At 71.5% G+C, this 24,271-nt stretch carries 23 protein-coding genes; 9 read left to right on the forward strand and 14 right to left on the reverse strand.

Translation table 11 applies throughout. The features are described from left to right. Positions 1 to 41 precede the first annotated feature (41 nt). Positions 42 to 1,535 carry a cytochrome P450 gene (locus tag AB0C62_RS13480; protein ID WP_362972562.1) on the reverse strand — a complete coding sequence of 498 codons (1,494 nt, stop codon included), beginning with the start codon at positions 1,533 to 1,535 and terminating at the stop codon, positions 42 to 44. Positions 1,536 to 1,645: 110 nt separating this feature from the next. Between AB0C62_RS13480 and AB0C62_RS13485 the strand changes: the two genes are divergently transcribed. The 3 genes from AB0C62_RS13485 to AB0C62_RS13495 all read left to right on the forward strand — a co-directional run bounded on the left by AB0C62_RS13485 (position 1,646) and on the right by AB0C62_RS13495 (position 3,623). Further along, positions 1,646 to 2,254 (forward strand): TetR/AcrR family transcriptional regulator, encoded by a 609-nt coding sequence (locus AB0C62_RS13485; RefSeq protein WP_362972564.1) that lies wholly within the window; start codon positions 1,646 to 1,648, stop codon positions 2,252 to 2,254. Positions 2,255 to 2,448: 194 nt separating this feature from the next. Continuing rightward, positions 2,449 to 2,811 carry a hypothetical protein gene (locus AB0C62_RS13490; protein ID WP_362972566.1) on the forward strand — a complete coding sequence of 121 codons (363 nt, stop codon included), beginning with the start codon at positions 2,449 to 2,451 and terminating at the stop codon, positions 2,809 to 2,811. 86 nt (positions 2,812 to 2,897) lie between these two features. Then, the gene (locus AB0C62_RS13495; protein WP_362972568.1) at positions 2,898 to 3,623 is read left to right on the forward strand and encodes a DUF2470 domain-containing protein; all 726 of its coding nucleotides are present in this window, start codon (positions 2,898 to 2,900) and stop codon (positions 3,621 to 3,623) included. Here AB0C62_RS13495 and AB0C62_RS13500 read toward each other — a convergent pair. The 3 genes from AB0C62_RS13500 to AB0C62_RS13510 all read right to left on the reverse strand — a co-directional run bounded on the left by AB0C62_RS13500 (position 3,591) and on the right by AB0C62_RS13510 (position 7,344). Next, the gene (locus AB0C62_RS13500; RefSeq protein ID WP_362972570.1) at positions 3,591 to 4,814 is read right to left on the reverse strand and encodes a lactonase family protein; all 1,224 of its coding nucleotides are present in this window, start codon (positions 4,812 to 4,814) and stop codon (positions 3,591 to 3,593) included. The genes AB0C62_RS13495 and AB0C62_RS13500 overlap by 33 nt on opposite strands. Positions 4,815 to 4,929: 115 nt before the next feature. Then, positions 4,930 to 5,985, reverse strand: coding sequence for a hypothetical protein (locus AB0C62_RS13505; protein ID WP_362972572.1), 1,056 nt, complete (start codon positions 5,983 to 5,985; stop codon positions 4,930 to 4,932). A gap of 96 nt (positions 5,986 to 6,081) precedes the next feature. Continuing rightward, positions 6,082 to 7,344, reverse strand: a complete 1,263-nt coding sequence (locus AB0C62_RS13510) for an aromatic acid exporter family protein (protein WP_362972574.1) — start codon at positions 7,342 to 7,344, stop codon at positions 6,082 to 6,084. A 119-nt stretch (positions 7,345 to 7,463) separates the two neighbouring features. On the opposite strand from AB0C62_RS13510, the gene AB0C62_RS13515 reads away from it, so the two are divergent. Continuing rightward, positions 7,464 to 8,060: a TIGR03086 family metal-binding protein gene (locus tag AB0C62_RS13515; protein ID WP_362972576.1), complete on the forward strand. Its 597-nt coding sequence runs from the start codon at positions 7,464 to 7,466 to the stop codon at positions 8,058 to 8,060. A 193-nt stretch (positions 8,061 to 8,253) separates the two neighbouring features. Then, positions 8,254 to 9,255: a DUF3626 domain-containing protein gene (locus AB0C62_RS13520; protein ID WP_362972578.1), complete on the forward strand. Its 1,002-nt coding sequence runs from the start codon at positions 8,254 to 8,256 to the stop codon at positions 9,253 to 9,255. Between the two features lie 57 nt (positions 9,256 to 9,312). Here AB0C62_RS13520 and AB0C62_RS13525 read toward each other — a convergent pair whose 3' ends face one another. From AB0C62_RS13525 to AB0C62_RS13540, 4 genes are read right to left on the reverse strand one after another with little or no spacing between them, the layout of a single operon-like run. Then, complete coding sequence (locus AB0C62_RS13525; RefSeq protein ID WP_362972580.1) at positions 9,313 to 10,671, reverse strand: GH1 family beta-glucosidase; 1,359 nt, start codon at positions 10,669 to 10,671, stop codon at positions 9,313 to 9,315. Positions 10,672 to 10,700: 29 nt separating this feature from the next. Next, positions 10,701 to 11,540 (reverse strand): carbohydrate ABC transporter permease, encoded by an 840-nt coding sequence (locus tag AB0C62_RS13530; RefSeq protein ID WP_362972884.1) that lies wholly within the window; start codon positions 11,538 to 11,540, stop codon positions 10,701 to 10,703. 28 nt (positions 11,541 to 11,568) lie between these two features. Next, positions 11,569 to 12,570 carry a sugar ABC transporter permease gene (locus AB0C62_RS13535; protein WP_362972582.1) on the reverse strand — a complete coding sequence of 334 codons (1,002 nt, stop codon included), beginning with the start codon at positions 12,568 to 12,570 and terminating at the stop codon, positions 11,569 to 11,571. 14 nt (positions 12,571 to 12,584) lie between these two features. Beyond that, positions 12,585 to 13,901: a sugar ABC transporter substrate-binding protein gene (locus AB0C62_RS13540; protein ID WP_267049187.1), complete on the reverse strand. Its 1,317-nt coding sequence runs from the start codon at positions 13,899 to 13,901 to the stop codon at positions 12,585 to 12,587. 167 nt (positions 13,902 to 14,068) lie between these two features. Between AB0C62_RS13540 and AB0C62_RS13545 the strand changes: the two genes are divergently transcribed. Together AB0C62_RS13545 and AB0C62_RS13550 are read left to right on the forward strand one after the other, a co-directional pair. Continuing rightward, positions 14,069 to 15,385 (forward strand): ROK family transcriptional regulator, encoded by a 1,317-nt coding sequence (locus AB0C62_RS13545; protein WP_362972584.1) that lies wholly within the window; start codon positions 14,069 to 14,071, stop codon positions 15,383 to 15,385. Positions 15,386 to 15,537: 152 nt separating this feature from the next. Further along, entirely contained in the window at positions 15,538 to 15,789 is a 252-nt protein-coding gene (locus AB0C62_RS13550) for a hypothetical protein (protein WP_362972586.1), read from the forward strand. Positions 15,790 to 15,909: 120 nt separating this feature from the next. Here the strand turns inward: AB0C62_RS13550 and AB0C62_RS13555 are convergent, their stop codons facing one another. Together AB0C62_RS13555 and AB0C62_RS13560 are read right to left on the reverse strand one after the other, a co-directional pair. Next, a complete protein-coding gene (locus AB0C62_RS13555) occupies positions 15,910 to 16,869 on the reverse strand; it encodes an SDR family NAD(P)-dependent oxidoreductase (protein WP_362972587.1) in 960 nt (319 codons plus the stop codon). A 316-nt stretch (positions 16,870 to 17,185) separates the two neighbouring features. Then, positions 17,186 to 18,214, reverse strand: a complete 1,029-nt coding sequence (locus tag AB0C62_RS13560) for a PHP domain-containing protein (RefSeq protein WP_362972588.1) — start codon at positions 18,212 to 18,214, stop codon at positions 17,186 to 17,188. Between the two features lie 230 nt (positions 18,215 to 18,444). Here AB0C62_RS13560 and AB0C62_RS13565 point away from each other — a divergent pair, with 230 nt between their 5' ends. Continuing rightward, positions 18,445 to 18,681, forward strand: coding sequence for a hypothetical protein (locus AB0C62_RS13565; protein WP_362972590.1), 237 nt, complete (start codon positions 18,445 to 18,447; stop codon positions 18,679 to 18,681). A 96-nt stretch (positions 18,682 to 18,777) separates the two neighbouring features. Here the strand turns inward: AB0C62_RS13565 and AB0C62_RS13570 are convergent, their stop codons facing one another. The 3 genes from AB0C62_RS13570 to AB0C62_RS13580 all read right to left on the reverse strand — a co-directional run bounded on the left by AB0C62_RS13570 (position 18,778) and on the right by AB0C62_RS13580 (position 21,731). Next, a complete protein-coding gene (locus AB0C62_RS13570) occupies positions 18,778 to 20,025 on the reverse strand; it encodes a family 16 glycosylhydrolase (protein ID WP_362972592.1) in 1,248 nt (415 codons plus the stop codon). A 137-nt stretch (positions 20,026 to 20,162) separates the two neighbouring features. Continuing rightward, positions 20,163 to 20,618 (reverse strand): VanZ family protein, encoded by a 456-nt coding sequence (locus AB0C62_RS13575; protein ID WP_362972886.1) that lies wholly within the window; start codon positions 20,616 to 20,618, stop codon positions 20,163 to 20,165. A 462-nt stretch (positions 20,619 to 21,080) separates the two neighbouring features. Continuing rightward, positions 21,081 to 21,731 (reverse strand): DUF4230 domain-containing protein, encoded by a 651-nt coding sequence (locus AB0C62_RS13580; RefSeq protein WP_362972594.1) that lies wholly within the window; start codon positions 21,729 to 21,731, stop codon positions 21,081 to 21,083. A gap of 263 nt (positions 21,732 to 21,994) precedes the next feature. Here AB0C62_RS13580 and AB0C62_RS13585 point away from each other — a divergent pair, with 263 nt between their 5' ends. Then, positions 21,995 to 22,948 carry a ribose-phosphate pyrophosphokinase gene (locus tag AB0C62_RS13585; protein WP_362972596.1) on the forward strand — a complete coding sequence of 318 codons (954 nt, stop codon included), beginning with the start codon at positions 21,995 to 21,997 and terminating at the stop codon, positions 22,946 to 22,948. Between the two features lie 313 nt (positions 22,949 to 23,261). Here AB0C62_RS13585 and AB0C62_RS13590 read toward each other — a convergent pair whose 3' ends face one another. Beyond that, positions 23,262 to 24,212 carry an NADP-dependent oxidoreductase gene (locus tag AB0C62_RS13590; RefSeq protein WP_362972598.1) on the reverse strand — a complete coding sequence of 317 codons (951 nt, stop codon included), beginning with the start codon at positions 24,210 to 24,212 and terminating at the stop codon, positions 23,262 to 23,264. Between the last annotated feature and the right edge of the window lie 59 nt (positions 24,213 to 24,271).

Consider the following 24,271-nt stretch of genomic DNA (forward strand, 5'->3'; position numbering starts at 1 on the left):
CAGGCCCCGACGGCCTGACGGACGATCGCCGGGCGGGCCGCTCACTCGGCGGCCCGCGCCGCCGGTGTCCGCGGCACCACCGCGACCGGGGTACGGCGCTCAAGACGCAGCCGCAGTCCTTCCGGCATCAGGGTCAGCCGCTCGGCCACCCGCAGCCGGTAGTCCGGCTCGGGCCTCACCTCGTAGCGGCGCAGCAGCAGGCCGAGGACCAGTGTCGCCTCGTGCAGCGCGAACTGGCGGCCGATGCAGGCCCGCGCCCCGGTACCGAACGGCTTGAAGGTGTGCGCGGGCCGGGCCCGTACGGCCTTGGCGTCGAAGCGGTCCGGGTCGAACGCCTCGGCGTCGGCGCCCCACACCGCCGGGTCCCGGTGCAGCATCGCGGTGAGGACCAGGGCCCATGCCCCCTGCCGCATCGGGTGGACACCGCCCAGCACGGTGTCCTGCCGGGCCTCCCGGGCGAACGCCGGGGCGGTCGGCCACAGCCGCAGCGACTCGTCGAGGACCCGTCGCACGTACCGCAGGCGGGCGACCTGGTCGTAGGCCGGCCGGTCGGTGTCGCCCCACACACGGTCGACCTCGGCGCGGGCGCGGGCGGCGATGTCCGGGTTCTGGGCGAGGTAGTGCAGCGCGAAGGACAGGGCGCCCGAGGTGGTCTCGTGGCCGGCGATCAGGAAGGTGATGACCTGGCGGCGGATGTTCTCCGCCGTCAGTCGCTCCCCGGTCTCCGGGTGGGCGGTCTCCAGCATGCGGTCGAGGAGGTCCCCCTGGCCGCCGGCGCCGGACCGGCGGGCGGCGACCACGGCGTCGACCGTGCGGTTGAGGTACGCCATGTCGGCGGTGTTGCGCCGGGAGGCCTCGCGCAGCAGGACGGGGGCCAGTGGCACCGGCACGACGTTGCGGCGCTGGGCGTAGGTCAGGGTGCCCACCATCGCCGTCACGAAGGGGTGCGGCCGGGAGCGCTCGAACGACGCGAAGTCGTGGCCGAAGCCGGTGCGCGCGATCGTCTCCAGGGTCAGCTTCGTCATGTCGCCCGGCACGTCCACCGCGCGCCCCGCCGTCTGTTCGCGGTCCCAGCGGTCCGTGAGCCGTTCGGTCACGGCCAGCATCATGGGGTGGTAGCCCTCCATGGCCTCGCGGCTGAAGCCGGGGGCGAGGACGTCGTGCGCCAACTGCCAGTTGGGCTCGTGGTTGTAGGCGGTGAACAGGCCGTCCCCGGCCACCGGGCGGAGGTTGGCGATGCCGAGGCCCACGTGCTTCGCGAACCGCGACTCGTCCGCCAGCTCGGCGGCCAGGTCCGCGCCCCACACGAAGACGATCTCGTTGCTGAAGGCCTTGCGCCGGAAGATCGGCCCGAGCTGCCGCCCGAACTTCAGGGAATCCTGCAGCGGGGAGCGGACGTTGGCGCCGAGCACGTCGCCGACCAGGGGGACGCGCCGGGGCGGGTGCGGGATGCGGTGCAGCTCCGGCCAGCCCAGCTCCGCGCTGCGGAACCCCTTCGGCAGCGCGGCCTGTGCGGCTTCCCTCGTCTCCGCCATGACGCCATCTCCCTTGTGCGTGCCGCCGGTTGGAACCTGTTGTACGCGGGTTCAATAACGGCGTTCAGTGTCGTCCCGTTGTTGAACCGGCGTCAAGTACAGTGCGGGGCATGGCCGGGAAACAGGGGGAGCGCGCGCGTCGGCGGCTCAGCACCGAGGAGCGTCGCGAGCAACTGCTCACGGTCGGGGCCCGCCTTTTCTCGGAGAGCCCGTACGACGACGTGTGGATCGAGCAGGTCGCCGAGATCGCCGGGGTCTCCCGCGGTCTGCTCTACCACTACTTCCCGACGAAGCGGGACTTCTTCGCGGCCGTGGTCGAGCGGGAGAGCGGGCGGATGCTGCGGATGACCGCGGCCGTGCCCGGCGTCCCGGTCCGGGAGCAACTCTCGGCCGGCCTCGACACCTTCCTCGGCTACGTCGAGGAGCACGCGCACGGCTTCCGCGCCTTCCACCGCGCGGACGCGGCCGGCGACCAGGCCGTGCGCAAGGTCTACCGGCAGGCGCTGGCCGCGCAGGAACGGCAGATCCTCGCCGCACTCGCCGCCGATCCCGAACTGGGCTGGGCGCCCGAGGACCGTCCCGAGTTGCGGATCGCCGTCCGCGGCTGGCTGGCCTTCACCACGGCCGTCTGCCTGGAGTGGCTCCGCGGCGCCGAACTGACCCGCGCGCAGGTGCGCGACCTCTGCGCGCGGGCGCTGCTCGGGGCCATTGCCCCCTGAACGACGCCCTGTTCGGCACCCCCGGTCCGCATGGGGATCCCCTTCCCGTCGCGCCGAGCGGGAAGGGGGGCGCGAAGGGAGTTCGGACCGGTTGATCTTGTCCGGGCCTACTTCGGGGCTTGCCGAGCAGGTGGACACCGTGACGAGCCGTGCGGCTGAGGTGCCTGCCGGAGCCGACGACAATGGGACGACGCATGGGGAACCGACGAGTGCACGGCTGTCTCGGCCTGGTGGTGGGCGTGGCGTTCGCGCTGCTCACGACGATGCTGCTGGGCCGGGCGACGAACGCCTGTGACGCGGGAGTGCACAACGCGGCCAACAGCGTCTTCCTGCTCTACTTCTTCATCCCCGCCCTCTCCGCCCTCCTCCTCATGGGCTGGGTGCTGGTGGGCGCCGTCCTGGGGGGTCACCCCCTCCTCCACACCGTCGCCCTCGTGGTGACGCTCCTCGGCCTGTGCTGGTGCGCCCTCTCCTTCTTCTGGAGCGGAGTCACCCCCACCTGTCCCGACGGCGTACCCCTGTGGTGGCCGGGCTCCCTTCCCGCTCCCGGGTTCTGACACTGCCCGGAACTCTCGGCGAGGCGTGGTTGGCGTACGCCCCGAACTTCGATAAGTTAGGCAAGCCTTACCTTAGGAGGAAGCTGATGGGTGACCGTGACACCTGGACGGCCGCGCCCGCCGCGGCGGAGCACGCCCGCTCGGTGCTCGCCGCGGCCTGGTCCTGCGCGGTCAGCGCGGAGGGCGGCCGGGAGGAGTTCGTCGGCGCGCACTCCGTCGCCGCCGACGGCCGGGTGCTCCTGCGCGTGCCCGAGGACAGCGCGCTGCTCGCCAACGCCATCTGCGCGCCGCGCGGGGAGCCGTCCGCCGTTCTGGAGTTCGCCGACGTCGCACCGGTGCCCGTACGGAACCGGATCCGCGCCCGGCTCTGGCTCGCCGGCTGGTTCGTCCCCGAGGACGGTCACCTGGCGTTCCGGCCGACCCGCGCCGTGCTCCGCCGCCCCTCAGGGACCGTGGTGGTCGACCTGGACGAGCTGGCCGCCGCCGAGCCCGACCCGCTCGCCGTCGCCGAGGCGCGGCTGCTCACGCACCTCGCCGACGCCCACCCGGACGCCGTCGAGCGGCTCACCCGCCTCGTCGAACCGGACAGTCTGCACGGTGCGGTGCGCGTCCAGCCCCTCGCCGTCGACCGGCACGGACTGACCCTGCGCATCGAGCGGGCCCGCGGCAACGGCGACGTACGCCTGCCCTTCCACGCACCCGCCGACGACGTGTCCCAGCTCACCGAGCGCATGCACGTCCTGCTCACGCAGGCGAGCGCCGCGTCCTGTCCCCGGGCCCTACAGCGGCAGCGCACAGACCGCGACGGGTGAGGCGAACGGCTCGCCCACGCGCCGCAGTTCACCGCTCGTGTCGTCGACCTCGAAGACGGTGACCGTGCCGGACCGCTGGTTCGCCGCGAAGAGCAGCCGCCCGTCCGGGGACAACGCGATGTGGCGCGGGAAGTCGCCGCCGACCGGCACGGTGTCCAGCAGACGCAGCTCGGCCCCGTCCTCCTCGATCGCGTACCGCGTCAGGCTGTTGTCGCCCCGGTTGGCGAGAAAGGCGTACGAGCCGTTCGCCGTGACCACGAACTGCGCCGGGTAACTGGTGCCGCTCCGGGTGCCCGTGGACCGTGGCGCGCCGATCGTGAGGCGGCCGTCCGCCGGGTCGTAGCCGCAGACCGCCACGGTGTTGTCGACCTCGTCGGCGAGATAGGCGTACCGGCCGCCGGGGTGGAACGTCAGGTGGCGCGGGCCCGCGCCCGGCTTCGCGGCCGCCCGTGACACCTCGGTGAGCGTGCCCTCGGACTCGTCGAGCCGGTAGGTGTAGACGGTGTCGGTGCCCAGGTCGACGGCGAGCAGATGGCCGCCGTCGGGACTGGTGACGAACTGGTGCGCGTGCGGGCCCTGTTGGCCGGGGCCCGGCGCCGGGCCGGAGTGCGTGACCAGGTCGGTGCGCTCACCGATCGCGCCCGAGGCGTCGAGCGGGTGTACCGCCACACTGCCCGAGGTGTAGTTCGCGCTCAGCAGCCAGCGCCCGCCCGGATGCACGGACAGGTGACAGGGGCCCGCGCCGCCGGTGGCCCGTGAGCCGAGCACCTCGTGCCCGGGCAGCCGCACGGCCGTCACCGCGCCCGCGTCCTGCTCGTCGACGGCGTAGAGCGTGCGCCCGTCCGGATGCACCGCGAGGAAGGACGGGTTCGCGACGCCCGTCACGACACCCCCGCCGGTCACCGCCCCCGACTCCGCGTCGTACGTGGCGAGTCCGATCCCCTTCCCCGCGCCCTCACCCGAGGTGTACGTGCCGAGATACAGCGGCCGGGGGCCCGAACGCTTCGCCGCGGGCGTGGACGGGGACGCGGCCGGGGCCTTCGGCGCCGCCGCTCGGGTGGAGGCGTCGGACCGCGGCCGGGCCGGTGCCGGGACCGTCGTGATCGCGGCGGCCCCCGCCAGGGCGCCCACGAAACGACGCCTGCTCCAGCCGCCGCCCGGGCCGCGTGACGGCTCTGCACCACTGCTCATGCCTGCACCTCGGGGTGTCGGTTGCCTCAGCTGTGACACCTACCTTGGCGCGGAGCGCGCCGCGAGTGCAAGAACGGCAACCCGCGTTGCGCGGTGCGCAACGCGGGTCGGGTGTCTACCAGTCGCCGTCCCCGACCGGCTTGCCGGGTGCGTCGCCGAGCGGCTTCACCTGGTGGGGCGACGGCGGCTGCCACGGCTCGTGGTCGTCCCCCAGCCAGTCGCCGACCGGCTTGACCGAGCCCAGCTCGTCCGCCGGCGCGAGGTCCGAGGCGTCCTCGTCGTAGTAGTCGAACCAGGGGAGTCCCGCGCGGGTGTACGCCGCTCGGTCCACCGGCGACGGCGGCGGGGCCTCACCGGTGATGCGGCGCCACTCCGGCGGTGTCACGAGATGCACGAACACCCGCCCGGCGGGCTCCCCGGCCCAGGACCTCAGCGGCCGGTCGTCCTCGTAGACCTCCTGGCGCATCGAACCGCCGACGCCGAGGCCCATCGCCGGCGCGCTGCGCGCCCGGAGCGGCGCGGCGCCCGCGGGTGCGGCCCCCGGAGCGGGTGGCGCGGCCATCGGCATCGCCGCGCCGCCGTACGCCCCGGTCGCCATCGGCATCCGCGGGAGCTGCCGGGCCCTGCGGCGCTCCGCCTCGCGCCAGGCGGCCAGCTCCCGTTCGTTCAGCGGGAACGACTGGAGCTGGACGCCGCCCCAGACCTCCTCGCCGGTGACCTGGCCCTCGACGGTGGCCCCGAGTCCCAGCGGGACCGCCACGAACTGGCGGACCGTGCCCTTCCCGGAGTTGATCCCGTCCAGCCATGGCTGCCGCGGCAGTACGACGTAGTTCTGCGGGTCGCGACCGAGCCGGGAGCTCCACGGCCTGCCCGAGACCGCGCACACCTTGCCCACGCCGACCTGCAACGCGGCAGGCTCCGCCGTGCCCGCGAAACTGAGCCACATCGCCTCGCGCAGGTACACCGGCAGCATCACGCCGCCACGGGCGCGCCACTCGGCCGGCACCCGGTCCCCGTAGTCCTCGATCCGCCGGACGGGGAACTCCCCGAGCCCCGGCGGCAACGCGTGGGTGCCCGACTCGGGCAGGCGCAGGGTGCGGATGAACCGCACCTGCACCCCGCCCGGCAGCCGCAGCGCGTTCCCGTCGATCCGTACGGTGTCCTCGGTCATCCGCCCGCCCCCTCGTCGTGTCGCTTCGCACCCGGCGCGGGCCGAGCGGCGGCTCACCGCTCCGCGCCGCCACCTCTCGTCCTCACGCCGGACCTCTCAGGTAGAACGACCGGAGGCGCCGGAACGGTTCCGGTTCCTGCGCAGCCGCGACGGCAGCCGCAGCCGGCGCCGCAACCGCGCGAGATGCGGCCGGTTCTCGCGCTCCTCGCGGCCGCTGCGGTCCAGCTCCTCCAGGAGCCGGCGGGTGCGGTGCTCGGTGTCGAGCTCGTCGATGATGCGGTTGACCTCGGTGAGGACCGCTCCGTGCAGCTGCCACTGACTCGCGTCCCGCTGAACCTCTTCCAGGAACAACTGGGCCAGCTTGTCCCGCGTGCCGGCCGCCGTGGCGAGTTCCGCGCTGAGCCGCTCCTCGGCGTTCTCGGCGCTGCGGCTGACGTCCGTCGTCACCAGCACGGCGAAGCTGACGATCGCGTCGGCCATCTGGGACAGCAGTTCCTCCAGGACGGCACCCGCCTGCGGATCGAACAGCGGTTCAGGCTCCCGCTCCTTCGCCAGGTCGGTGAGGCTGCGCGCGAGGACCCGCAGGACCACCGTGCAGATCTCCAGGGTGTCCAGACCGGTGCGCAGCACGACCCGGTGCAGCAGCCCCTCGCGCACGCGCGGGTTCAGTTTCAGGCTGTCCTCGGCCTGCCGCAGGGCCGCGTCCACCGAGGCGATGTCGTGATCGAGGCGGCGTGCCTCGTGCAGCCGCTCGGCGGCCAGCTGGTACGGCGTGCGGCCGGCGGCCTCCTCGCCGATCCGCAACATCAACTGCCGCAACCGGCGTGCCAGATCCTCGATGGACTCCCCGGCCACCCCCACCCACACGGGAGGCGCGAGCACGAGGTTGCAGGCGAGGCCCACGACCGCGCCGATCAGCGTCTCCAGCACCCGGGCCCACGCCGTGTCGCCGACCCGGGTGACCCCGAGGACCAGCATCGCGCTGATCGCGACCTCGGGCACGAACTCGCTGACCCGGACCAGATGTCCCACACCCAGCGAGGCGAGGATGATCAGACCCAGACTCCACCAGGTCAGACCCACCAGACTGCTGAAGCCGATGGCGATGACCACGCCCACCACCACGGAGTTCACCCGTCGGATGGCGGTGGTGATCGTCGAGTACAGGGTGACCTGCACGACCAGGAGCGCGGTCAGCGGGGCGGTCAGCGGCGCGGCCTCGGGACTGAGATGCACGGCCACCACGTACGCGAGGGTCGCCGCGAACGTCGATCGGAGCGTCTGGACGACCACGGGCTCCCGTCGCCGCTCGACGATCTTCGCGACGGACGCCGCCCACTCACCACGTGCCTCTTGCATCTCTTGGGCCTTCCCCTTTCACAGCTGTACGAACGTTCCCCTTGCGGACCGTATCTGTCCGCAAGGGAATCCAAGTTGATGTCATCAGCCCGGCCGGACCGCGTCTGGAGGACTTCAGGATGAGTGACGTCGAAGGCATCGAACTGCTGACACGCGCCCACGCCCGGCTGCGTGACGCGGCGGCAGGCGTTCCCGAGGGCGCGTGGGGAGCACCGACGCCGTGCGACGAGTGGACGGTGCGGCAGGTACTCAACCACGCGCGACTCGACCAGCAGGCGTACGGCGCGGCGGTCACCGGCACCGGCCGGCCGGACTCGGACGCCTTCCAGCCCTCCGACGAGCCGGCGGCCGACGCCACGGCGGCCCTCGACAAGGTGCTCGCGGACGTCGCCGGGGTCTACGCGGGGCTGCCCGCCGACACGGAGGCGGTGCCGACGCCGCTCGGACCGCTGCCGTTGCGGGTGGCCGCCGCGGCGGCTGCCATGGACGCCGCGGTGCACGCCTGGGACATCGCCGTCGCGACGGGCCAGCAGTCCCCTCTCGACGACGACCTGGCCGGAGGCATCCGTCTCGCGGCGGACCACCTGGCCGATCATCTCCGCGACGCGTTCGGAGTGTTCGCCGCCGCGCGCGAGACACCCCAGGACGCGAGCCGGGCCGCGTCCCTCCTCGCGTTCCTCGGCCGGGACCCGCACTGGACTCCTCGGGCGACCTGAACGGGGCGACCTGAACCGGGCGACCTGAACGTGCCCGGTGGAGGGCGGCCCGGCCGGGGGAGCGGCCCGCAATCCAGTTGCGGACGACCTACGTCATGGGAGATCACTGGGGGAGTGCTCCTGGGGTCACCGGCCCGGAACCCGGGAGCAGCGGGTCCCGGGCCGGGCCGGCGTGCTCCACGGGGAGGAACCAATGAATGTCGGGGACAGCCGGACGGCGCGGCCCGGGCACACCCCACGGGAGCGGGCCCTGCGTCATGTCGAGGCGCTCTCCGCGGGGCCCGCAGTCGATCCCACCCTGCGGATGACCCTGAACCTGCACCCCGACCGGTCGGCGCACGGCGTCCCGGTCCTCGACGCGCTGGCCCGGGACGGCGTCTACCGCTCACAGTTCGTCACGGGCACGAGCAACGGCGGACTGACCGCGCATCCCGGCGGCGACCGCTGGCGCTGGGAGAGCCGGATCTTCGGCGCGGCCTACGACACGGCCCCTTCCGAAGAGCGACCCGTCTACGGAGGGCTCGACTTCCGGCGTCAAGTGGTGGGCGCCGCGCCCCGGTTCGGGTCCTCACACTTCCGCCTCACCGGCGCGGCGCTGTGCCGGGCCACCTTCTGCTACCCCGACAGCGCGGCCGAACCGGCCTCGTTCGGGGTCGCGTCCCGCATGTCCCTCGTCGAGCTGGCCGAGGCGGGCGACCGGGACGCCCTCGACGACTACATCGAGGCTCAGGTGCACGGACCGGTCGTCCTGGCCCGGGACGTCGAGGCCCTGGTCCTCGACGCCTCCTACCGCGGCACCCCCGTCGAGGACGCGGCCCACCGCCTGCCCTGCCCGGTCGCCTGGCATCCCGGCTACCGGCTCGACGTCGGGGAACTGCGCCGGCACCCCGACTTCCGCGGCCCCGAGTTCGTCGAACTCGGCGCTCGGATCGCCGAGAACGGGCTACTGGACCCCCGCGTCATCGGCGACGCCGCCCGCACGGGACGCCACGACCTCCAGGACCTGAAGAAGGTCTGGCACTGCCTCGCCCGCTTCGGGGCCCCACCGGGAGCGGGGACGGCGAGGGACGGTCACCCGCTGGAGTACGGGGTGTCCGGCGCGTGGACAGTCCGCGAGTCGGTCGCTCCGGGGTTCACCGCTGCCCTCGACGAGGTCGGCCGGAGCGCGAACGCCCCGGCCGACGACAACTCCTGACCGAACGGTGGCGCGGCCCGTCGCCGCGAGCCGCGCCACCACCGGATGTCCCTACGGTCAGGCCGCGCTGCGCCCCCGTCCGAGGTGCTCGCGGACGATCTCCGCGTAGCGGTGACCGCTGCCCTTGATCGTGCGCTTCTGGGTCTTGTAGTCGACGTGCACCAGACCGAACCGCTTGTCGTAGCCGTACGCCCACTCGAAGTTGTCCAGCAGCGACCAGGCGAAGTAGCCGGCCAGCGGCACACCCTTGCGGACCGCGGAGGCGCAGGCCGCCAGGTGCTGCTCCAGGTAGGCGGCGCGCTCCGGGTCGTCGACGACGCCGTCGGGACGCACGACGTCGGGGTAGGCGGAGCCGTTCTCCGTGATGTACAGCTTGCGGGCCCCGTAGTCGTGCGTCAGACGGAGCAGCAGACGCTCGATACCCGCAGCCTCGACCTCCCAGTCCATGGCGGTACGGGGCACGCCGGGCCGGCTGATCGAGCGGACGTGGGGGGCCGGTCCCGTCGGGTCGTCGGCGACCGTGGACGGGAAGTAGTAGTTCAGGCCCAGCCAGTCCAGCGGCGCGGCGATGGTCTCCAGGTCGCCCGCCACCTCGGGGAGTTCGACCCCGTACACCTCGACCATGTCGGCGGGGAAGCCGCGGCCGTGCACCGGGTCGAGCCACCAGCGGTTGGTGTGTCCGTCGAGCCGCTTCGCCGCGGCGACGTCCTCGGGACGGTCCGTGGCCGGCTGGATGTCGGACAGGTTGTTGACGATGCCGACCTGGGCCCCCGGCACCGCGGCACGGATCGCCTGCGTGGCCAGTCCGTGCCCGAGGAGCAGGTGGTACGAGGTGCGGACCGCGGCCGTGAGGTCGGTGAAGCCCGGGGCCATCCGGCCCTCCAGGTGACCGATCCACGCCGAGCACAGCGGCTCGTTGAGCGTGGTCCAGTGCTTCACCCGGTCGCCGAGCCGCTCCGCCACCACGGACGCGTACGCGGCGAAGTGCTCCGCGGTGTCACGGGCCGGCCAGCCGCCCCGGTCCTGGAGCACCTGCGGCAGGTCCCAGTGGTACAGGGTCACGGAGGGCGTGATGCCCGCCTCCAGCAGCCCGTCGATCACCTCGTCGTAGAAGGCGAGCCCCTTCGCGTTGACCGGACCGTCGCCGCCCGGCACGACGCGCGGCCAGGCGACGGACAACCGGTAGGCGTTGGTGCCCAGTTGACGCATGATGCCGATGTCCTCGCGCCAACGGTGGTAGTGGTCGCAGGCCGCGTCCCCGTCGTCGCCGTTGTCGATCTTGCCCGGGGTGTGCGAGAAGGTGTCCCAGATCGAGGGGGAGCGGCCGTCCTCGCTGACGGCACCCTCGATCTGGTAGGCCGACGTGGCCGTACCCCACAGGAAGTCCTCGGGGAGGGCGGCAAGGTCGATGGTCACTGAAGTCCCTTCGTCATCAATGGAATCGGTCACTTCACGGCTCCCGCGGTCAGCCCGGCGACGAGATAGCGCTGGAGCAGCAGGAAGCCGGCGACCACGGGAACGCTGACGACCAGCGAGGCGGCCATGATCTGGTTCCAGTACACGTCGTTGAGCGTGGAGTAGCCCTGAAGCCCGACGGCGAGCGTTCGGGTGGCGTCGTTGGTCATCACGGACGCGAACAGCACTTCGCCCCAGGCGGTCATGAAGGCGTAGACGGCGACCGCGACGATGCCGGGGATCGCGGCCGGCACGACCACCCGGAACAGCGCCCCGAGCGGCCCGCAGCCGTCCACCAGCGCCGCCTCGTCGAGATCGCGCGGCACCGAGTCGAAGTACCCGATCAGCATCCAGATCGAGAACGGCAGCGAGAAGGTCAGATACGTGAGGATCAGACCGCCGCGCGAGCCGAACAGCGCGATGCCCGTCGCGTTCCCGATGTTGACGTAGAGGAGGAACAGCGGCAGCAGGAAGAGGATGCCGGGGAACATCTGCGTGGACAGCACGGTGACCGTGAAGACGCGCTTGCCGCGGAAGTTGTAGCGGCTCACGGCGTAGGCGGAGAAGACCGCGATCACGACGGAGAGGGCCGTGGCCGCCCCCGCCACGATCAGCGAGTTCACGAAGTACCGCGCCAGTGGCACCGTCGACCAGATGTCGATGTACGGCCGGATCGTCAGACCGCTCGGCAGCCAGCGGAACTTGCCGGTGACGTCCGCGAGCGGCTTCAGCGAACTGGAGACCATGACGTACACCGGCACCAGGACGAATCCGCTGAGCAGCGTCAGGAAGACCGCGCGGCCCGCCTGGAAGGACCGCGGCGGCGCCATCGGCGAGCGCGGCCGGGTGGTGGAGGTGCTAGACATCGGCCGTCTTCCTTCCCCGGGAGGTCAGCAGCAGGTAGACGCCCGTGACGACGAGCAGGAAGAGCAGCAGCAGCACGGACATCGCCGAGCCGGTGCCGAAGTTCCAGGTCACGAAGGACGCCTGGTAGATGTGGACCGAGATGAGGTCCGCCGCTTCCGGGGCCGTCTTGCCGAACAGGACGAACGGCGTGTTGAAGTCGTTGAACGTCCACAGGAACAGCACCAGGACGAGGACCTGGTTGACCGGCCGCAGCGACGGAAGCGTGATGCGGCGCAGTTGCTGCCACAGGCCGGCCCCGTCGAGCGCCGCCGCCTCGTACAGCTCGCCCGGGATGTTCTGCAGGCCCGCCATGACGATCAGGAAGGCGAACGGCCAGCCCTTCCAGACGGACACGGTGAGCAGGGCGTAGAAGCTGTTGTCGCCGATCAGCCAGAAGGACGGCTCGTCGGTGAGGTGCAGCTGGTCGTGCAGGACGTGGTTCACCAGGCCGTTGTCGTGCTGGAACATGAAGACCCAGGTGATGACGGCCGCGTACACGGGCAGCGCGTACGGCACGAGGAACAGGGCCCTCAGGATGCCGCGCCCGCGGAAGGTGTCCTGCATGTAGATCGCGGCGGCGGTGCCGATGAGCCAGCACAGCCCGACCGAGAGCAGGGTGAAGACGACGGTGACGAAGAACGAGTGCAGCAGCGCCTTGCCGACGGGTGCGTCGAAGTCCACCGACACCGAGTAGTTGTCGAAGCCGGACCAGGGCGCGGTGCCCCAGTTGCTGATGTAGACCTGGGTGAGCTCCTTGAAGCTCATCACGATGCCGATCACCATCGGCACCAGGTGGACGAGGAGTTCGAGGACCAGGGCGGGCAGGAGCAGGAGGTAGGGCAGTCCGATGCGCTTGATCCGCCCGGGGCGGCGCGGGCCTCGCGCCGCCCCGGGGGAGCTCTCGCGCACCGTCGTCTCGCCGGGTTCGGCGGAGGCGGCGGTCGTGGTGGTCATCGTGGTTCCCGCACTCACTTCTTGGGCATCTGCTGCTGGGCCTTCTCGAGCGCCGCCTTCACCGAGGCCGTGGTCACCGCTTTACCGCCGGCCGCGTCGGCGAACAGCTCCTTGACGGCGGTGCCGACCGCGGTCTCGAACTGGGACTCGTCCGCCACCTGCGGAAGGGCCGCCGCGCTCTTCGCCAGGGTGTCCTTGAGGACCGCGTTCGCCGGGTCGGTGAAGGGCGCGACCTCCTGCGCCGTCTTGACCGGCGGGATCGAGGTGTACGCCGTGTTGAGGATCTTCTGCTCGGCGTCACTGGTCAGGAACTTGACGAACTTGGTTGATCCGTCGAGGTTCTTGGTGTTCTTGAACACCGCGAGGTTGATGCCCGCGACCATGGAGTTGGTGTTCGTGCCCGTGCCGGGGGTGCCGGACTGCACGGGCACCGGGGCGATGCCGTACGCGTCGGGGCTCATGCCCTGCGACTTGAGGTTGGCCGCCGCGGACTGCCACAGCAGCATGGCGTTCTTGCCCTTGGCGAAGTCGCTGATGGACTGGTTCTGGGCGTACTCGGCGTTGCCCGGGGCGATGATCTTGTCCTTCGCCATCAGGTCGACGTACTGCTTGACCGCGGCCACCACACCGTCGTTGGTGAAGTCGGCGGTTCCGTCGGCCTTGAAGAAGTCCGCGCCGTGCTGCTTGGCGAAGACGAACGCGTGGTGGATGTTCTCCGACACGTTCGCGCCCTCGGCGCCGATGCCCCACTTGCCGCCCTTGGACAGCTTCTTGCCGTCGGCGACCAGCTCGTCCCAGGTGGCCGGCGGCTTGGAGATGCCCGCGTCGGCGAACATCGCCTTGTTGTAGTACAGCGCGTACGCCATCGAGTACAGCGGGACCGCGGCCGGGTCCTTGCCCTCGGCGCCGGTCGAGCCGAGCGCGGAGTCGACGAAGCGGTCCTTGCCGCCGATCTTGTCGAAGTTCTTCGCGTCCCACGGCAGCAGCGCACCGGTGGCCTGCAGCGAGGCGCTCCAGGTGTTGCCGATGTTGAGCACGTCGGGGCCCTGACCCGAGGTGGTGGCCGTGAGGATCCGGTTCAGCAGGTCGGACCAGGGGACGACCTCCAGCTTGACCTTGATGCCGGTCTGCTTCTCGAACTTGGCGAGCTCGGGTGCGAGCACCTTCTTGTCGATCGAGATGCTGGCGCCCTGGTTGGACGCCCAGTACGTGAGCGTCTTGGGCGAGTCGTTGGACCCGCCACCGTTCGACGAGCCGCCACCACAGGCGGTCGCGGCGGTCAGCAGGGTGATGGTGACCGCACCGGCGGCCGCGGCTCGGATTCTGCGCATGGCTGCGTATGTCCCTTTCCCGGAGGGAGCCATGAGGAGCGCCCGCGTTCACTTCCCGAACGATCCTCATGGCTTAATTTAGGACGTGAGTTAAGACCCGGAAGAAAGTCGCGTCAAGGGATCGCGCAGGGGTATCTTGCAGGTCGGGCAGGCCGGAAGGGAATCACATGGCGGCGCGGAACGGTCGGACAGTGCGTGACCTGCGACGGGGCAACCGCACCGCCGTACTGCAACGGTTGTATTTCGATGGGCCGATGAGCCGCTACGAGCTCGGTCCCGCCACGGGGCTCAGCTCCGGGTCGGTCAGCAACGTGGTCGCCGAACTCGTCGCGGACGGACTCGTGGAGGAGGCCGGCAGCGTCGACTCCGACGGCGGCCGCCCCCGTACTCTGCTGCGCGTGGTCCCCGGCAGTGGCCACATGATCGGCGTGGACGTCGGCGAAACCCGCGTCCGGGTCGAGCTGTTCGACCTGACCCTCACCGAACTCGCCCGCGTCGAGAGGCCGTTGGAACGCCACAGCTACGACCGGCCGCTGCGCAGCCAGGGTTACGATGTCGACGTCATCGTCGGGCACATCCGGGACGGCATCGCCGAGGTGCTCGCCGAGGCGGGCATCGCCCCGCACCAGCTCCTCGGTGTCGGCATCGGCGTGCCCGGCATCGTCGCCCGCACCCCCGACCGCGGCGCGGTCGTGCACGGCCAGACCATCGGCTGGGACGCCGTCCCGCTGGAGTCCCTGCTCCGTTCCGCCTGCGAACTCCCCGACACCGTCCCGTACTTCGCGGACAACGGCGCCCGCACTCTCGGGCAGGCCGAGATGTGGTTCGGTGCCGGGCGCGGCGCGCGCAACGCGGTCGTCGTCCTCTTCGGCTCCGGCGTCGGCGCCTGCCTGGTCACCGACGAGGTGGAGAACGGCCGGTCCGTCGAATGGGGCCATCTGACCGTACGGGTGAGGGGGCGCCGCTGCCGCTGCGGCTCCCTGGGCTGCCTGGAGGCGTACGCGGGAGCGGAGGCGCTGCTCGACCGCTGGCGCGAGGAGGGCGGACACCCCCCGGAGGGTACCGACGAGGAGACGGCGCTGACCGCGATGCTGGCCGCCGCCTACCCGCCCGAGGGCACCGCCTCCGACCCCATCGCCCTCGCCGTCCTGGAGGAGACCGCCGAGTACCTCGGCGCCGGACTCTCCGACCTGATCAACCTCTTCCAGCCCGAGCGCATCCTCATCGGCGGCTGGGCGGGCCTCCAGCTCGGCTCGCGCTTCCTGCCCGCCGTCCGCCGCTACGCGATCTCGTACTCCCTGCGCTATCCCGCCCAGCGGGTCACCGTGGACCTCGGCCGCCTCGGCCCCGACGCGGTCACCGTGGGCGCCGCGATCCTGCCGCTCGCCGACTTCTTCGCGCGCGGCGGCCGACGCGAGGAACCGGCGCCCACCGGCCCGTCGCCCGCCTGGCGCACGGCCCTGGAGGAGCGGGCGCCCCACTGACGTCCGTACGGGCGAGAACGCGAGGTCAGCGGGCACGCGGTGGGTTTCACCGGCGGGTGTCGAGGTACTCGGACGGTGTCCGGAGGTGGCCCGCCCGACGGTGTGCGGGCCACCCCGGCACGCCCCGATCCGCCCCACGAACGGAGTGCGCTGTGAGCGACGAGCTTCCGCAGGCCCCCGGTGAGACCCCTCACCCGGTACCGCGGGACATGCCCGACCAACAGGCCCACGAGGGCGACGATCCCTGGGACGTCGTCTCGGGGCAGGACGGGCCCGAAGTCAGCGAGGACGAACCGGCGACGGACGTCCCCGACACCGACGAGGCGGGCACCGCCCGGCAGGGCGCCCCCCGCTCGGACACCGTGCACCCCGAGCACCCGGGGCCGGAGGAGTCCCCGGCCTGAGCGGCCAAAGGACGCGCGCCGCCGCCGTCACGTGGCCACGAGCCGGAGCCGTCGCCAACGCGACGGGGAGCCGCGGGAGTTGCTACTGCGGCTCCCCGTCACGGACGAGGTCCGGGCTGCTCAGGCGAAGGCGTTCACCCCGGTCAGCTCCGCCGACAACGCCCACAGCCGGGTGGCCTGCTCGGGGTCGGTGGCGTATGCCTTCACGCCGGTTCGGGCGTCGTCCTCCGGCGCCGGTTCGGCGATGTCGCAGTCCTCGCAGTACACCCCGCCGAGGCCGTCCAGCTGCGGTGACGTCGCGGCCCACACCTGGGTGGCCGCTCCCTGCTCCGGCGTCTTGAACAGGTCGGGGTGCAGGAGCTCGCCCTGCTCGTCGATCCACCCGCGCTCGACCATCTCCTCCTTGGCCAGGTGCCGCTGAAGGGGCGTGAGGATGCCGCCCGGATGCAGCGCGAAGGCCCGTACGCCCGAGTCCCGGCCGAGCCGGTCGAGTTCCACGGCGAACAGCACGTTCGCCGTCTTCGCCTGCCCGTACGCCTCCCACTTGTCGTAGCCGGTGCGCCAGTGCACGTCGTCCCAGCGGATGCCGGAGGTGTGGTGGCCGGTGGAGGAGACCGACACGACGCGTGCCCCGCCCGGTGCGATCGCCGGCCACAGGCGGTTGACCAGGGCGAAGTGGCCGAGGTGGTTGGTCGCGAACTGGGCCTCCCAGCCGGGGCCGACCCGCGTCTCGGGGCAGGCCATGATGCCCGCGCTGTCGATGACGATGTCGATGGTGCGACCGGAGGCGAGGAACCGTTCGGCGAAGGCCCGCACGCTCTCCAGGTCGCCGAGGTCCAGCTCGTCCGTCTCGACGCCGTCGATGCCCTCCAGGGCCTCGCGGGCGGCCTCGGGGCGCCGCGCGGGGACCACCACGTGGGCGCCGGCCCGGGCCAGTGCCCGGGTGGTCTCCAGGCCGATGCCCGAGTAGCCGCCGGTGACGATCGCGAGCTTGCCGGAGAGGTCGATCCCCTCCAGGACCTCGTCGGCCGTGCTCTTGGCGCCGAAACCCGAACCGATCTTGTGCTGTGCAGTGCTCATGTCCTGAACGCTACGAATTGGAGCGGACTCCAAGTCAAGCGGACACGGCATCCGTGACCCGCGGCCGGAGGGCGGGGGCAGGAAGGCAAGGGAAAGGCCCCGACCGGACGGGGGAATCGCGGTCGGGGCCGTCTGTGGGTGGGCACGGATGGCGGTCGCCTCTCGGCGAAACGCTCCACAGGGCTTCAGCCGAACGATCGTCCCTGTGGGCAAAAGGTGAGGCCCGGGGACACTGTCCCATCCGCACCCACGAGTCGTTCAACGGGAAACTACCGGTCGGTGTTCCCCGGGGTGTCCGAACCGACGGTGATGTGCGTCACGCCCCGGCGGGCGTCCGGCGCGTCCTGGCCCAGGCGAGCAGATCGTCCACGCCCCAGGTGGTGATCACCCGTCCGGCGGGCACCCCGCACTCCTCGGCCCGCGCGCAGCCGTAGACCTGCCAGTCCAGTTGCCCCGGCGCGTGCGCGTCGGTGTCCAGCGACAACAGGACGCCCGCCTCGACCGCCCGGCGCAGCAGCCGGCGCGGCGGGTCGAGGCGCTCGGGACGGCTGTTGATCTCGACGGCCGTCCCCGTCTCCGCACAGGCCGCGAAGACGGCGTCCGCGTCGAACGCCGACTCGGGCCGCCCGCGCTCGCCGATCAGCCGGCCGGTGCAGTGCCCGAGCACGTCAGAGAGCGGGTTGCGTACGGCGGCGACCATCCGGCGGGTCATCGACGATGCGTCCATGCGCAGTTTGGAGTGCACCGACACGACCACCACGTCGAGTCGTTCCAGCAGCTCGGGCTCCTGGTCGAGCGAGCCGTCGTCGAGGATGTCGCACTCGATGCCGGTGAGCAGACGGAAGGGCGCCCAGCGCTCGTTCAGGTCCGCGACGACCGCCAGTTGTTCCCGCAGCCGCTCGGGGGACAGCCCGTGCGCCACGGTCAGCCGTGGCGAGTGGTCGGTGAGCACCGCCCAGTCGTGGCCGAGCCGGGCGGCGGCCCGCCCCATGTCCTCGATCGGACTGCCGCCGTCCGACCAGTCGGAGTGCAGATGACAGTCCCCGCGCAACAGCGCCCGCAGGGCCGTACCGCCGTCGGTGAGCGGCCCCCCGACATCCCGCTCCACCTTCTCCAGATAGCCGGGCACCTCACCGGCCAGCGCCTCCCGGACCACCTGCGCCGTCTTCGGGCCGACGCCCTTGAGCCTCTCCAGCGATCCGTCGGCCGCCCGCTCGCGCACCTCCTCGGCGGGGAGCGCCGCGAGCACCGCCTCCGCCGTGCGGAAGGCCCGTACGCGATAGGTGGGGGCGAGGCTCCGCTCCAGCAGGAACGCGATGCGGTCCAAGGCCTCCACGGGGTCCATCGCCACCTCCTCGCCGGTCGCGCGGGCCGCCGCCCGCCTCCTCCCAGGGTTGCCCAGCCACTGCGGGACCGCACGACGGACGCCGGGAGCGGCCGGCGGCGGGCAGCGCGGGTCGGCTCACCCGGCTGGGGGAACAGCGGATTCCCGCAGCTCCGCGGCCCTTCCGGGGGCGGTGGGCGCGTGGCTCCCGGCGCCGCGCTGACCGGCGACAACCGCTTTACGATCTAGCCATGACCGAAAGCTCGAGCCCTTACCTCTCCCGCCCGCGGATCCTGGTGCTCGGGGTGCAGCCGGGCACGCCGCCGTTCCGGATCATGGAGATCGACGGCGAGATGGTCGGCGAGGCGAGGGCGATCACGGACGTCCTGGAGTACGCCGCCGCGTACGGCATCACCGTGCACGACCTCGACGACCCCGACGTGGTCCGCTGGGTGGGCGGCGACAAGCTCACCTGGGTACCGCGCTGACACCGTCCCCGCCCGCCCGCACAGGGGTGCCGGATGCGCGAAGGGTCCGGCGGGGATGCCCCCACCGGACCCTTCGCCGCCCGCCCGAGCGGTTTGTCAGCCCACGGTCCACTTCTGGTTGGCCCCGCCGGAGCACGTCCAGATCTGCAGCCGGGTGCTGTTGGCCGAGTTGTTCCCCGTGACGTCCAGGCACTTGTTGGCCGCCGGGTTCACGATGTCGTGCGCCGCGCTGACGGCCCACTTCTGGCCGGTACCGCCCGTGCAGTCCCACAACTGGATCGGTGTGCCGTCCGCCGTGCCGTTGTTGGTGACGTCCAGGCACTTGCCGAGGGCGCGGATCGTGCCGTCCGAACCGACCGTCCACTGCTGGGCGGCCGTTCCGTTGCAGTCGTAGAGCTGTACGGGTGTCCCGTTGGCCGTACCGGCCGCCGCGACGTCCACGCACTTGCCCGCGAGGCCCTTGATCGGTGCCGCGGTGCCGCTCGGGCTGTCGCTCGTCGTCACCTTCACCTCGTCGACGACGAGTTGCTGCGGGAAGGAGGTGGAACCGTCCGGGTCCCCCGGCCAGTAGCCACCGACGGCGAGGTTGAGGATCAGGAAGAACGGCTTGTTGAACACCCAGGTGTTGCCGCCGAGGTCGGCGGGCGTGCGCCGCTGGTAGACCGTGCCGTCCACCGACCAGGTGATCGAGTTGGGCGCCCAGTCCACCGCGAAGGTGTGGAAGGCGTCCGCGAAGGCCTGCCCGTTCGGCAGGGAGTAGCCCGCGCCGATGCCGGCGGACCCGGAGTAGCCGGGGCCGTGGATCGTGCCGTGCACGGTCGACGGCTCGAAGCCGACGTTCTCCATCACGTCTATCTCACCGGAGTTCGGCCAGCCGACCTGCCCGATGTCGCTGCCCAGCATCCAGAACGCCGGCCACATGCCCTGCCCGCGCGGGACCTTCATCCGCGCCTCGACATGGCCGTACGTCGAGCTGAACTTCCCGGAGGTGTTCAGCCGGGCCGAGGTGTACTGGCAGGTGCCGTACCAGCACTGGTAGTTGGACGGGTTCTCCTTGCGGGCCGTGATGACCAGGTGCCCCTGGCCGTCCAGCGCCGCGTTCTTGTTGCCCGACGTGTAGTACTGCCGCTCGTGGTTGTTGACGTTGTCGCCGGTCTCGATCTGCCACTTGGAGGAGTCGACGGCCGAACCGGCGGCACCGTCGAAGGTGTCCTGGAACGTCACCGCGGCAGCGGCCGCCGCCGGACCCGCGTGAGCGGGAGCGGCGACGGCCGAGGCGGAGGCGACGAGCGCGGCAGACAGCGCGGCGAAGAGGCATCTGCGCAGCAGGCGTGGGGAGTCCATGACTCTCCCTTCCGTACGGCTGCCCGCGGGGCGGGAGAGCCGACTGAGGTGGGGGGTGCATGCTTCGCCTCTTGATTTAAGAAGTGAGGTAAGTGAGTGTCAAGACTCTGGTCCGTACCATCACTTGGGGTGACGCCTCAGGCGCGAAGGCGCTTGCGGGGGTGCACCGCCCGACCGAGCCGACGACCCAGCAGCAGGTAACCGATCAGCGCCCCACCGGTGTTGAGGATGACGTCGTCGATGTCGAAGGAGCGTCCGGTGATGAGGGCTCCCTGGACCAGTTCGACGAGCAGCATGACGGCCGCGGTCAGGAGGAGCACGCGCAGGATGCCCCTGGTCCGCGGGAAGATCACGGGCAGCAGCACTCCGAAGGGGATCCCCAGCAGGATGTTGCCGCCGATCTGCTTGACGGCGTCGCGCAGCTCCGGCTGGTCGAGATAGGCCTTCAGGGAGCGTCCGGGGTGGAGGTTGTTGTGGATCAGGGCTGTTGACGCCGGTGAGGGCTCCAGCGTGAGATGGGCCAGCGCGACCGCGAAGGCGACCATCGCGACGAACCCGATCAGCATGGCCAGGGCCCGCAGCGGCCAGGCCATCGACTCGCGCTGGGGCACCGGCTCAGGGTCCCTGCGGCTGAAGAACGACCGCGACTTCCCGGCCTTGACGCGGTCGGACTTCGAAGTGCCCTTGCTCCGCTCCGCCTTCGACGTCGTCCTGCTTCGGTCTGATCCGGACTTCGGTGCCGATTTCCGGCGACCCGCCTTCGCGACCCGTGTGCCCAACGCCGTGCGGACCATGCGGCCCTCCCCTTATTTCAAGCTGCCCTCTGGTGCAGCCCGCATACCCCCTAAAGGCCTGTCGATGCGTGTGTTCGGCGTCCGGTCCTGAGGCGGTTCGAGGCCTCGACCGTGCTCCCTGACAGGGCGAACGAAACGAGCCGTGAACACTCTCCGTGAGCAGGCGCGAGGGGTCTGGACGACCCCGGACACAGGAGCGGCGCCCGGTGGGACCACATGGTCCCGCCGGGCGCCGCCCACCGCGTGCCGCCCCTCCCGGGCTCAGCTGCCGTAGGTGATCTTCACCTCCTCGAAGCCGAGCGAACGCAACAGGCCTTCGAGCATGCCCGTGGTGTTCTTCTCGGCCCGCGAGGTGAGTTCGCTGTCCTTCGCGGCGTCGCTGATGTGCTTGACCGCGAGCTTCTGAACGGCCTGCTCGTTGTTCGGGTTGCCCGAGAAGACGTCCCCGAGCCGGTCGAGGAGGCCGCGCTGCTTCGAGACCGCGTACGAGTGGTCGGGGTCGAGGGCGGCCTTGCCCAGCGCCGCGTGCGGCAGGTGGAGCGTGGCGGACGTCCGGTCGTCGTTGACCTTCACGTCCTCCTTGGCGAGATGCCCCAGATCGACGTAGGCGTCGACCGTGCCGGCCCCCACGTACAGCGTGCGGGTGCCACGGATCGCGTCGGGCAGGTACTTGGCGTCCTTCTCCAGGTCCACGACCACCTGGAAGTTGCCCGACGCCGCGTCGTAACGGCTCATGTCCTGGATCGACTTGAGGAGTGTGGGCCCCGACCTGTCGTGACTCTCCGTGCCGAACAGGTCGCGCAGACCCGGCAGAACGGCCAGCCGCAGCCCGGCGAAGAGCACCACGAGTACCAGTACGAAGGCGCAGACCACCTTCGCCCAACCGGGCATGCGCTTGATGGACGTCGTCATGTCGACGGCCCTCCTTTCAGCGCCCGTATACCCGGCAAGTCCTGTGACAGGCCAACGGGTTGGGCCGGGGTCGGGGCGGCGGCGCCCGCCGGGCACGGTCGGACGGTGACCGGAGCCCTCGGCCCCCACGGCCGAAACCCTCGCCCTGGCCGGCATTCCCCCCGGTCGAAGGCCCGAGGGGTGCCCAGTAGCATGAGGTACGCACTCCGGGACGATCTTGCCAACCGGCGACGCAACCCGGTTCGATCATGCGAGGAGCGGTCGTGCGTGACATCGCCGTGTTCAGCGGTAGTGCCCATCCCGAGCTGGCGGCCGAGCTCTGCGCCCACCTCGGTGTGCCCCTCAGCCCCACCCGGGTCAGCCGGTTCGCCAACGACTGCCTGGAGGTCCAGCTCCAGGCCAACTGTCGCGAACGGGACGTCTTCCTGGTGCAGCCCCTGGTCACTCCGGTGCAGGAGCACCTCGTCGAACTGCTGATGATGTGCGACGCGGCCCGTGGTGCCTCGGCCGGGCGCATCACCGTCGTGATGCCGCACTATTCGTATGCGCGTTCGGATAAAAAGGACATGCCGCGGATCTCCATGGGCGGCCGGCTCGTCGCGGACCTGCTGGTGGCGGCCGGCGCCAGCAGGGTCCTCGCGGTGACGCTGCACTCCCCGCAGGTGCACGGCTTCTTCTCGGTGCCGGTCGACCATCTGCACGCGCTGCGGGAGCTGGCCGCGCACTTCCGGGGCAATGACCTGTCGCGCACCACGGTCGTCTCGCCGGACCTCGGCAACGCCAAGGAGGCGGCGGCGTTCGCGCGGCTGATCGGGGCCCAGGTGGCCGCCGGCGCCAAGCAGCGTTTCGCCGACGACCGGGTGAGTATCAGCAGCGTGATCGGTGAGGTCGCCGGGCGGGACGTCATCGTGTTGGACGACGAGATCGCCAAGGGCAGTACGGTGCTCGAACTTCTCGACCGGCTGAGGGAGTTGGGGCCTCGGTCGATCCGGGTCGCCTGTACCCACGGGCTGTTCGCCGCGGGGGCGCTGAAGCGGCTCAGTGAGCAGCCCGACGTTCTGGAGATCGTCTGCACGAACACCGTGCCGGTGCCGGTCGAGGAGCACACCGAGAAGCTCAGCGTGTTGTCCGTCGCGCCGGCGCTGGCGGAGGCGGTGCGGCGGATTCACAACGGGGAGTCGGTGAGCGCCCTCTTCGACGCCCCGCGGAACGAGTGACCCGCCCCGTGACGCGGGCTCGCCCCCTGCCGCGACGACAACCTTCTTTCGCCCCCTCCGCCCCTACCCAACCCGTACCTGGGGCGCCGCCCCAGACCCCGCTCCTCAAACGCCGGAGGGGCTGAATTGTCGCGAGCGCCGGAGAGGACGCACCCCAGCCACCCACGGTCTGCACCCGGCGTCCGGCGGGAGGGGCCGTGCCGGTACATCACATGTCCGTCGCTCACCTCCGGATCGAGCAGCTCCCGCTGCTCGATTCACGTCTGATCCAGCGGCGACGGGCGGATGTACCGGCACGGCCCCCGACCGGCCGTCAGTCGACGGTCAGCACCAGCTTCCCCGCCGTGCGCCCCGTCTCGCCCAGCGCATGCGCCTTCGCTGCGTCGCCCAGCGGGAACGTCTCCGCGACCGTCGCCCGCAGTGCTCCCTCCTCGACGAGTCCGGCCACCGCGCGCATCCCCGCCTGGTCGGCGTCGACGAGCATCCGGATCGCGCGCACCCCGAGCCGCTCGGCCTCCTCGTAGAACTCGTCCGAGCCGACGGGGATGATCGAGACGACCACACCGCCGGGACGCAGCACCCGCAGGGAGCGCAACCCGGTCTCCCCGCCGATCGGGTCGAGCACGACGTCGACGTCCCGCACGGCGTCGGCGAAGTCGACGCTGGTGTAGTCGATCGGCTCGTCCACGCCGATGGACCGCAGGAAGTCGTGCTTGCCGGCGCTCGCCGTACCGATCACGTACGCGCCGCGCGCCTTGGCGATCTGCACCGCCACGTGGCCGACCCCGCCCGCCGCGGCGTGGATCAGCACGCGCTGTCCGGGCCGCACGTCGGCCCGTTCCGTCAGGGCCTGCCATGCGGTCAGGGAGACCAGCGGGAGCGCGGCCGCCTGCGTGTGGTCGATGGAGGACGGCTTCAGGGTGAAGGCCCGGGCGGGCGCGGTCACGTACTCGGCGTGCGAGCCGTGGCCGAACGGGTAGGACAGCATGCCGAAGACCTCGTCCCCGGGCTGGAAGAGGGCGACGCCGATCCCGGTCGCCTCGACGACGCCGGAGACGTCCCAGCCGAGGACGAACGGCGGCTCACCGAGGAAGCCGCCGTTCGCGCGGTGCTTCCAGTCGGTCGGGTTGACCCCGGCCGCCCGTACTCGGACGAGGATCTCGTTGGGCCGCGGCGCGGGCCGTTCCACGGTCACTTCTTCAAGGACCTCGGGGCCACCGAGGACGTTCTGGCTGATGGCTCGCATGGTGTTCACAGTGCTCATGGTGAACCAGCCTGCCGTGCCGTGCCCGATCAGGAAATGGCATGATTGCCAACCTTCGA

It is taken from the genome of Streptomyces sp. NPDC048643 (genome assembly GCF_040650615.1).
Taxonomy (GTDB): Bacteria; Actinomycetota; Actinomycetes; order Streptomycetales; family Streptomycetaceae; genus Streptomyces.

Bases quoted from the DNA above. Each gene is read 5' to 3' on its own strand.
- AB0C62_RS13540 (WP_267049187.1), bottom strand. From the start codon at position 13,901: ATGCGCAGAATCCGAGCCGCGGCCGCCGGTGCGGTCACCATCACCCTG.
- AB0C62_RS13485 (WP_362972564.1), top strand. From the start codon at position 1,646: ATGGCCGGGAAACAGGGGGAGCGCGCGCGTCGGCGGCTCAGCACCGAG.
- AB0C62_RS13495 (WP_362972568.1), top strand. From the start codon at position 2,898: ATGGGTGACCGTGACACCTGGACGGCCGCGCCCGCCGCGGCGGAGCAC.
- AB0C62_RS13570 (WP_362972592.1), bottom strand. From the start codon at position 20,025: ATGGACTCCCCACGCCTGCTGCGCAGATGCCTCTTCGCCGCGCTGTCT.
- AB0C62_RS13555 (WP_362972587.1), bottom strand. From the start codon at position 16,869: ATGAGCACTGCACAGCACAAGATCGGTTCGGGTTTCGGCGCCAAGAGC.
- AB0C62_RS13530 (WP_362972884.1), bottom strand. From the start codon at position 11,540: ATGGCGCCGCCGCGGTCCTTCCAGGCGGGCCGCGCGGTCTTCCTGACG.
- AB0C62_RS13520 (WP_362972578.1), top strand. From the start codon at position 8,254: ATGAATGTCGGGGACAGCCGGACGGCGCGGCCCGGGCACACCCCACGG.
- AB0C62_RS13510 (WP_362972574.1), bottom strand. From the start codon at position 7,344: ATGCAAGAGGCACGTGGTGAGTGGGCGGCGTCCGTCGCGAAGATCGTC.
- AB0C62_RS13500 (WP_362972570.1), bottom strand. From the start codon at position 4,814: ATGAGCAGTGGTGCAGAGCCGTCACGCGGCCCGGGCGGCGGCTGGAGC.
- AB0C62_RS13575 (WP_362972886.1), bottom strand. From the start codon at position 20,618: ATGGCCTGGCCGCTGCGGGCCCTGGCCATGCTGATCGGGTTCGTCGCG.
- AB0C62_RS13505 (WP_362972572.1), bottom strand. From the start codon at position 5,985: ATGACCGAGGACACCGTACGGATCGACGGGAACGCGCTGCGGCTGCCG.
- AB0C62_RS13590 (WP_362972598.1), bottom strand. From the start codon at position 24,212: ATGAGCACTGTGAACACCATGCGAGCCATCAGCCAGAACGTCCTCGGT.
- AB0C62_RS13515 (WP_362972576.1), top strand. From the start codon at position 7,464: ATGAGTGACGTCGAAGGCATCGAACTGCTGACACGCGCCCACGCCCGG.
- AB0C62_RS13535 (WP_362972582.1), bottom strand. From the start codon at position 12,570: ATGACCACCACGACCGCCGCCTCCGCCGAACCCGGCGAGACGACGGTG.
- AB0C62_RS13565 (WP_362972590.1), top strand. From the start codon at position 18,445: ATGACCGAAAGCTCGAGCCCTTACCTCTCCCGCCCGCGGATCCTGGTG.
- AB0C62_RS13580 (WP_362972594.1), bottom strand. From the start codon at position 21,731: ATGACGACGTCCATCAAGCGCATGCCCGGTTGGGCGAAGGTGGTCTGC.
- AB0C62_RS13560 (WP_362972588.1), bottom strand. From the start codon at position 18,214: ATGGACCCCGTGGAGGCCTTGGACCGCATCGCGTTCCTGCTGGAGCGG.
- AB0C62_RS13490 (WP_362972566.1), top strand. From the start codon at position 2,449: ATGGGGAACCGACGAGTGCACGGCTGTCTCGGCCTGGTGGTGGGCGTG.
- AB0C62_RS13545 (WP_362972584.1), top strand. From the start codon at position 14,069: ATGGCGGCGCGGAACGGTCGGACAGTGCGTGACCTGCGACGGGGCAAC.
- AB0C62_RS13480 (WP_362972562.1), bottom strand. From the start codon at position 1,535: ATGGCGGAGACGAGGGAAGCCGCACAGGCCGCGCTGCCGAAGGGGTTC.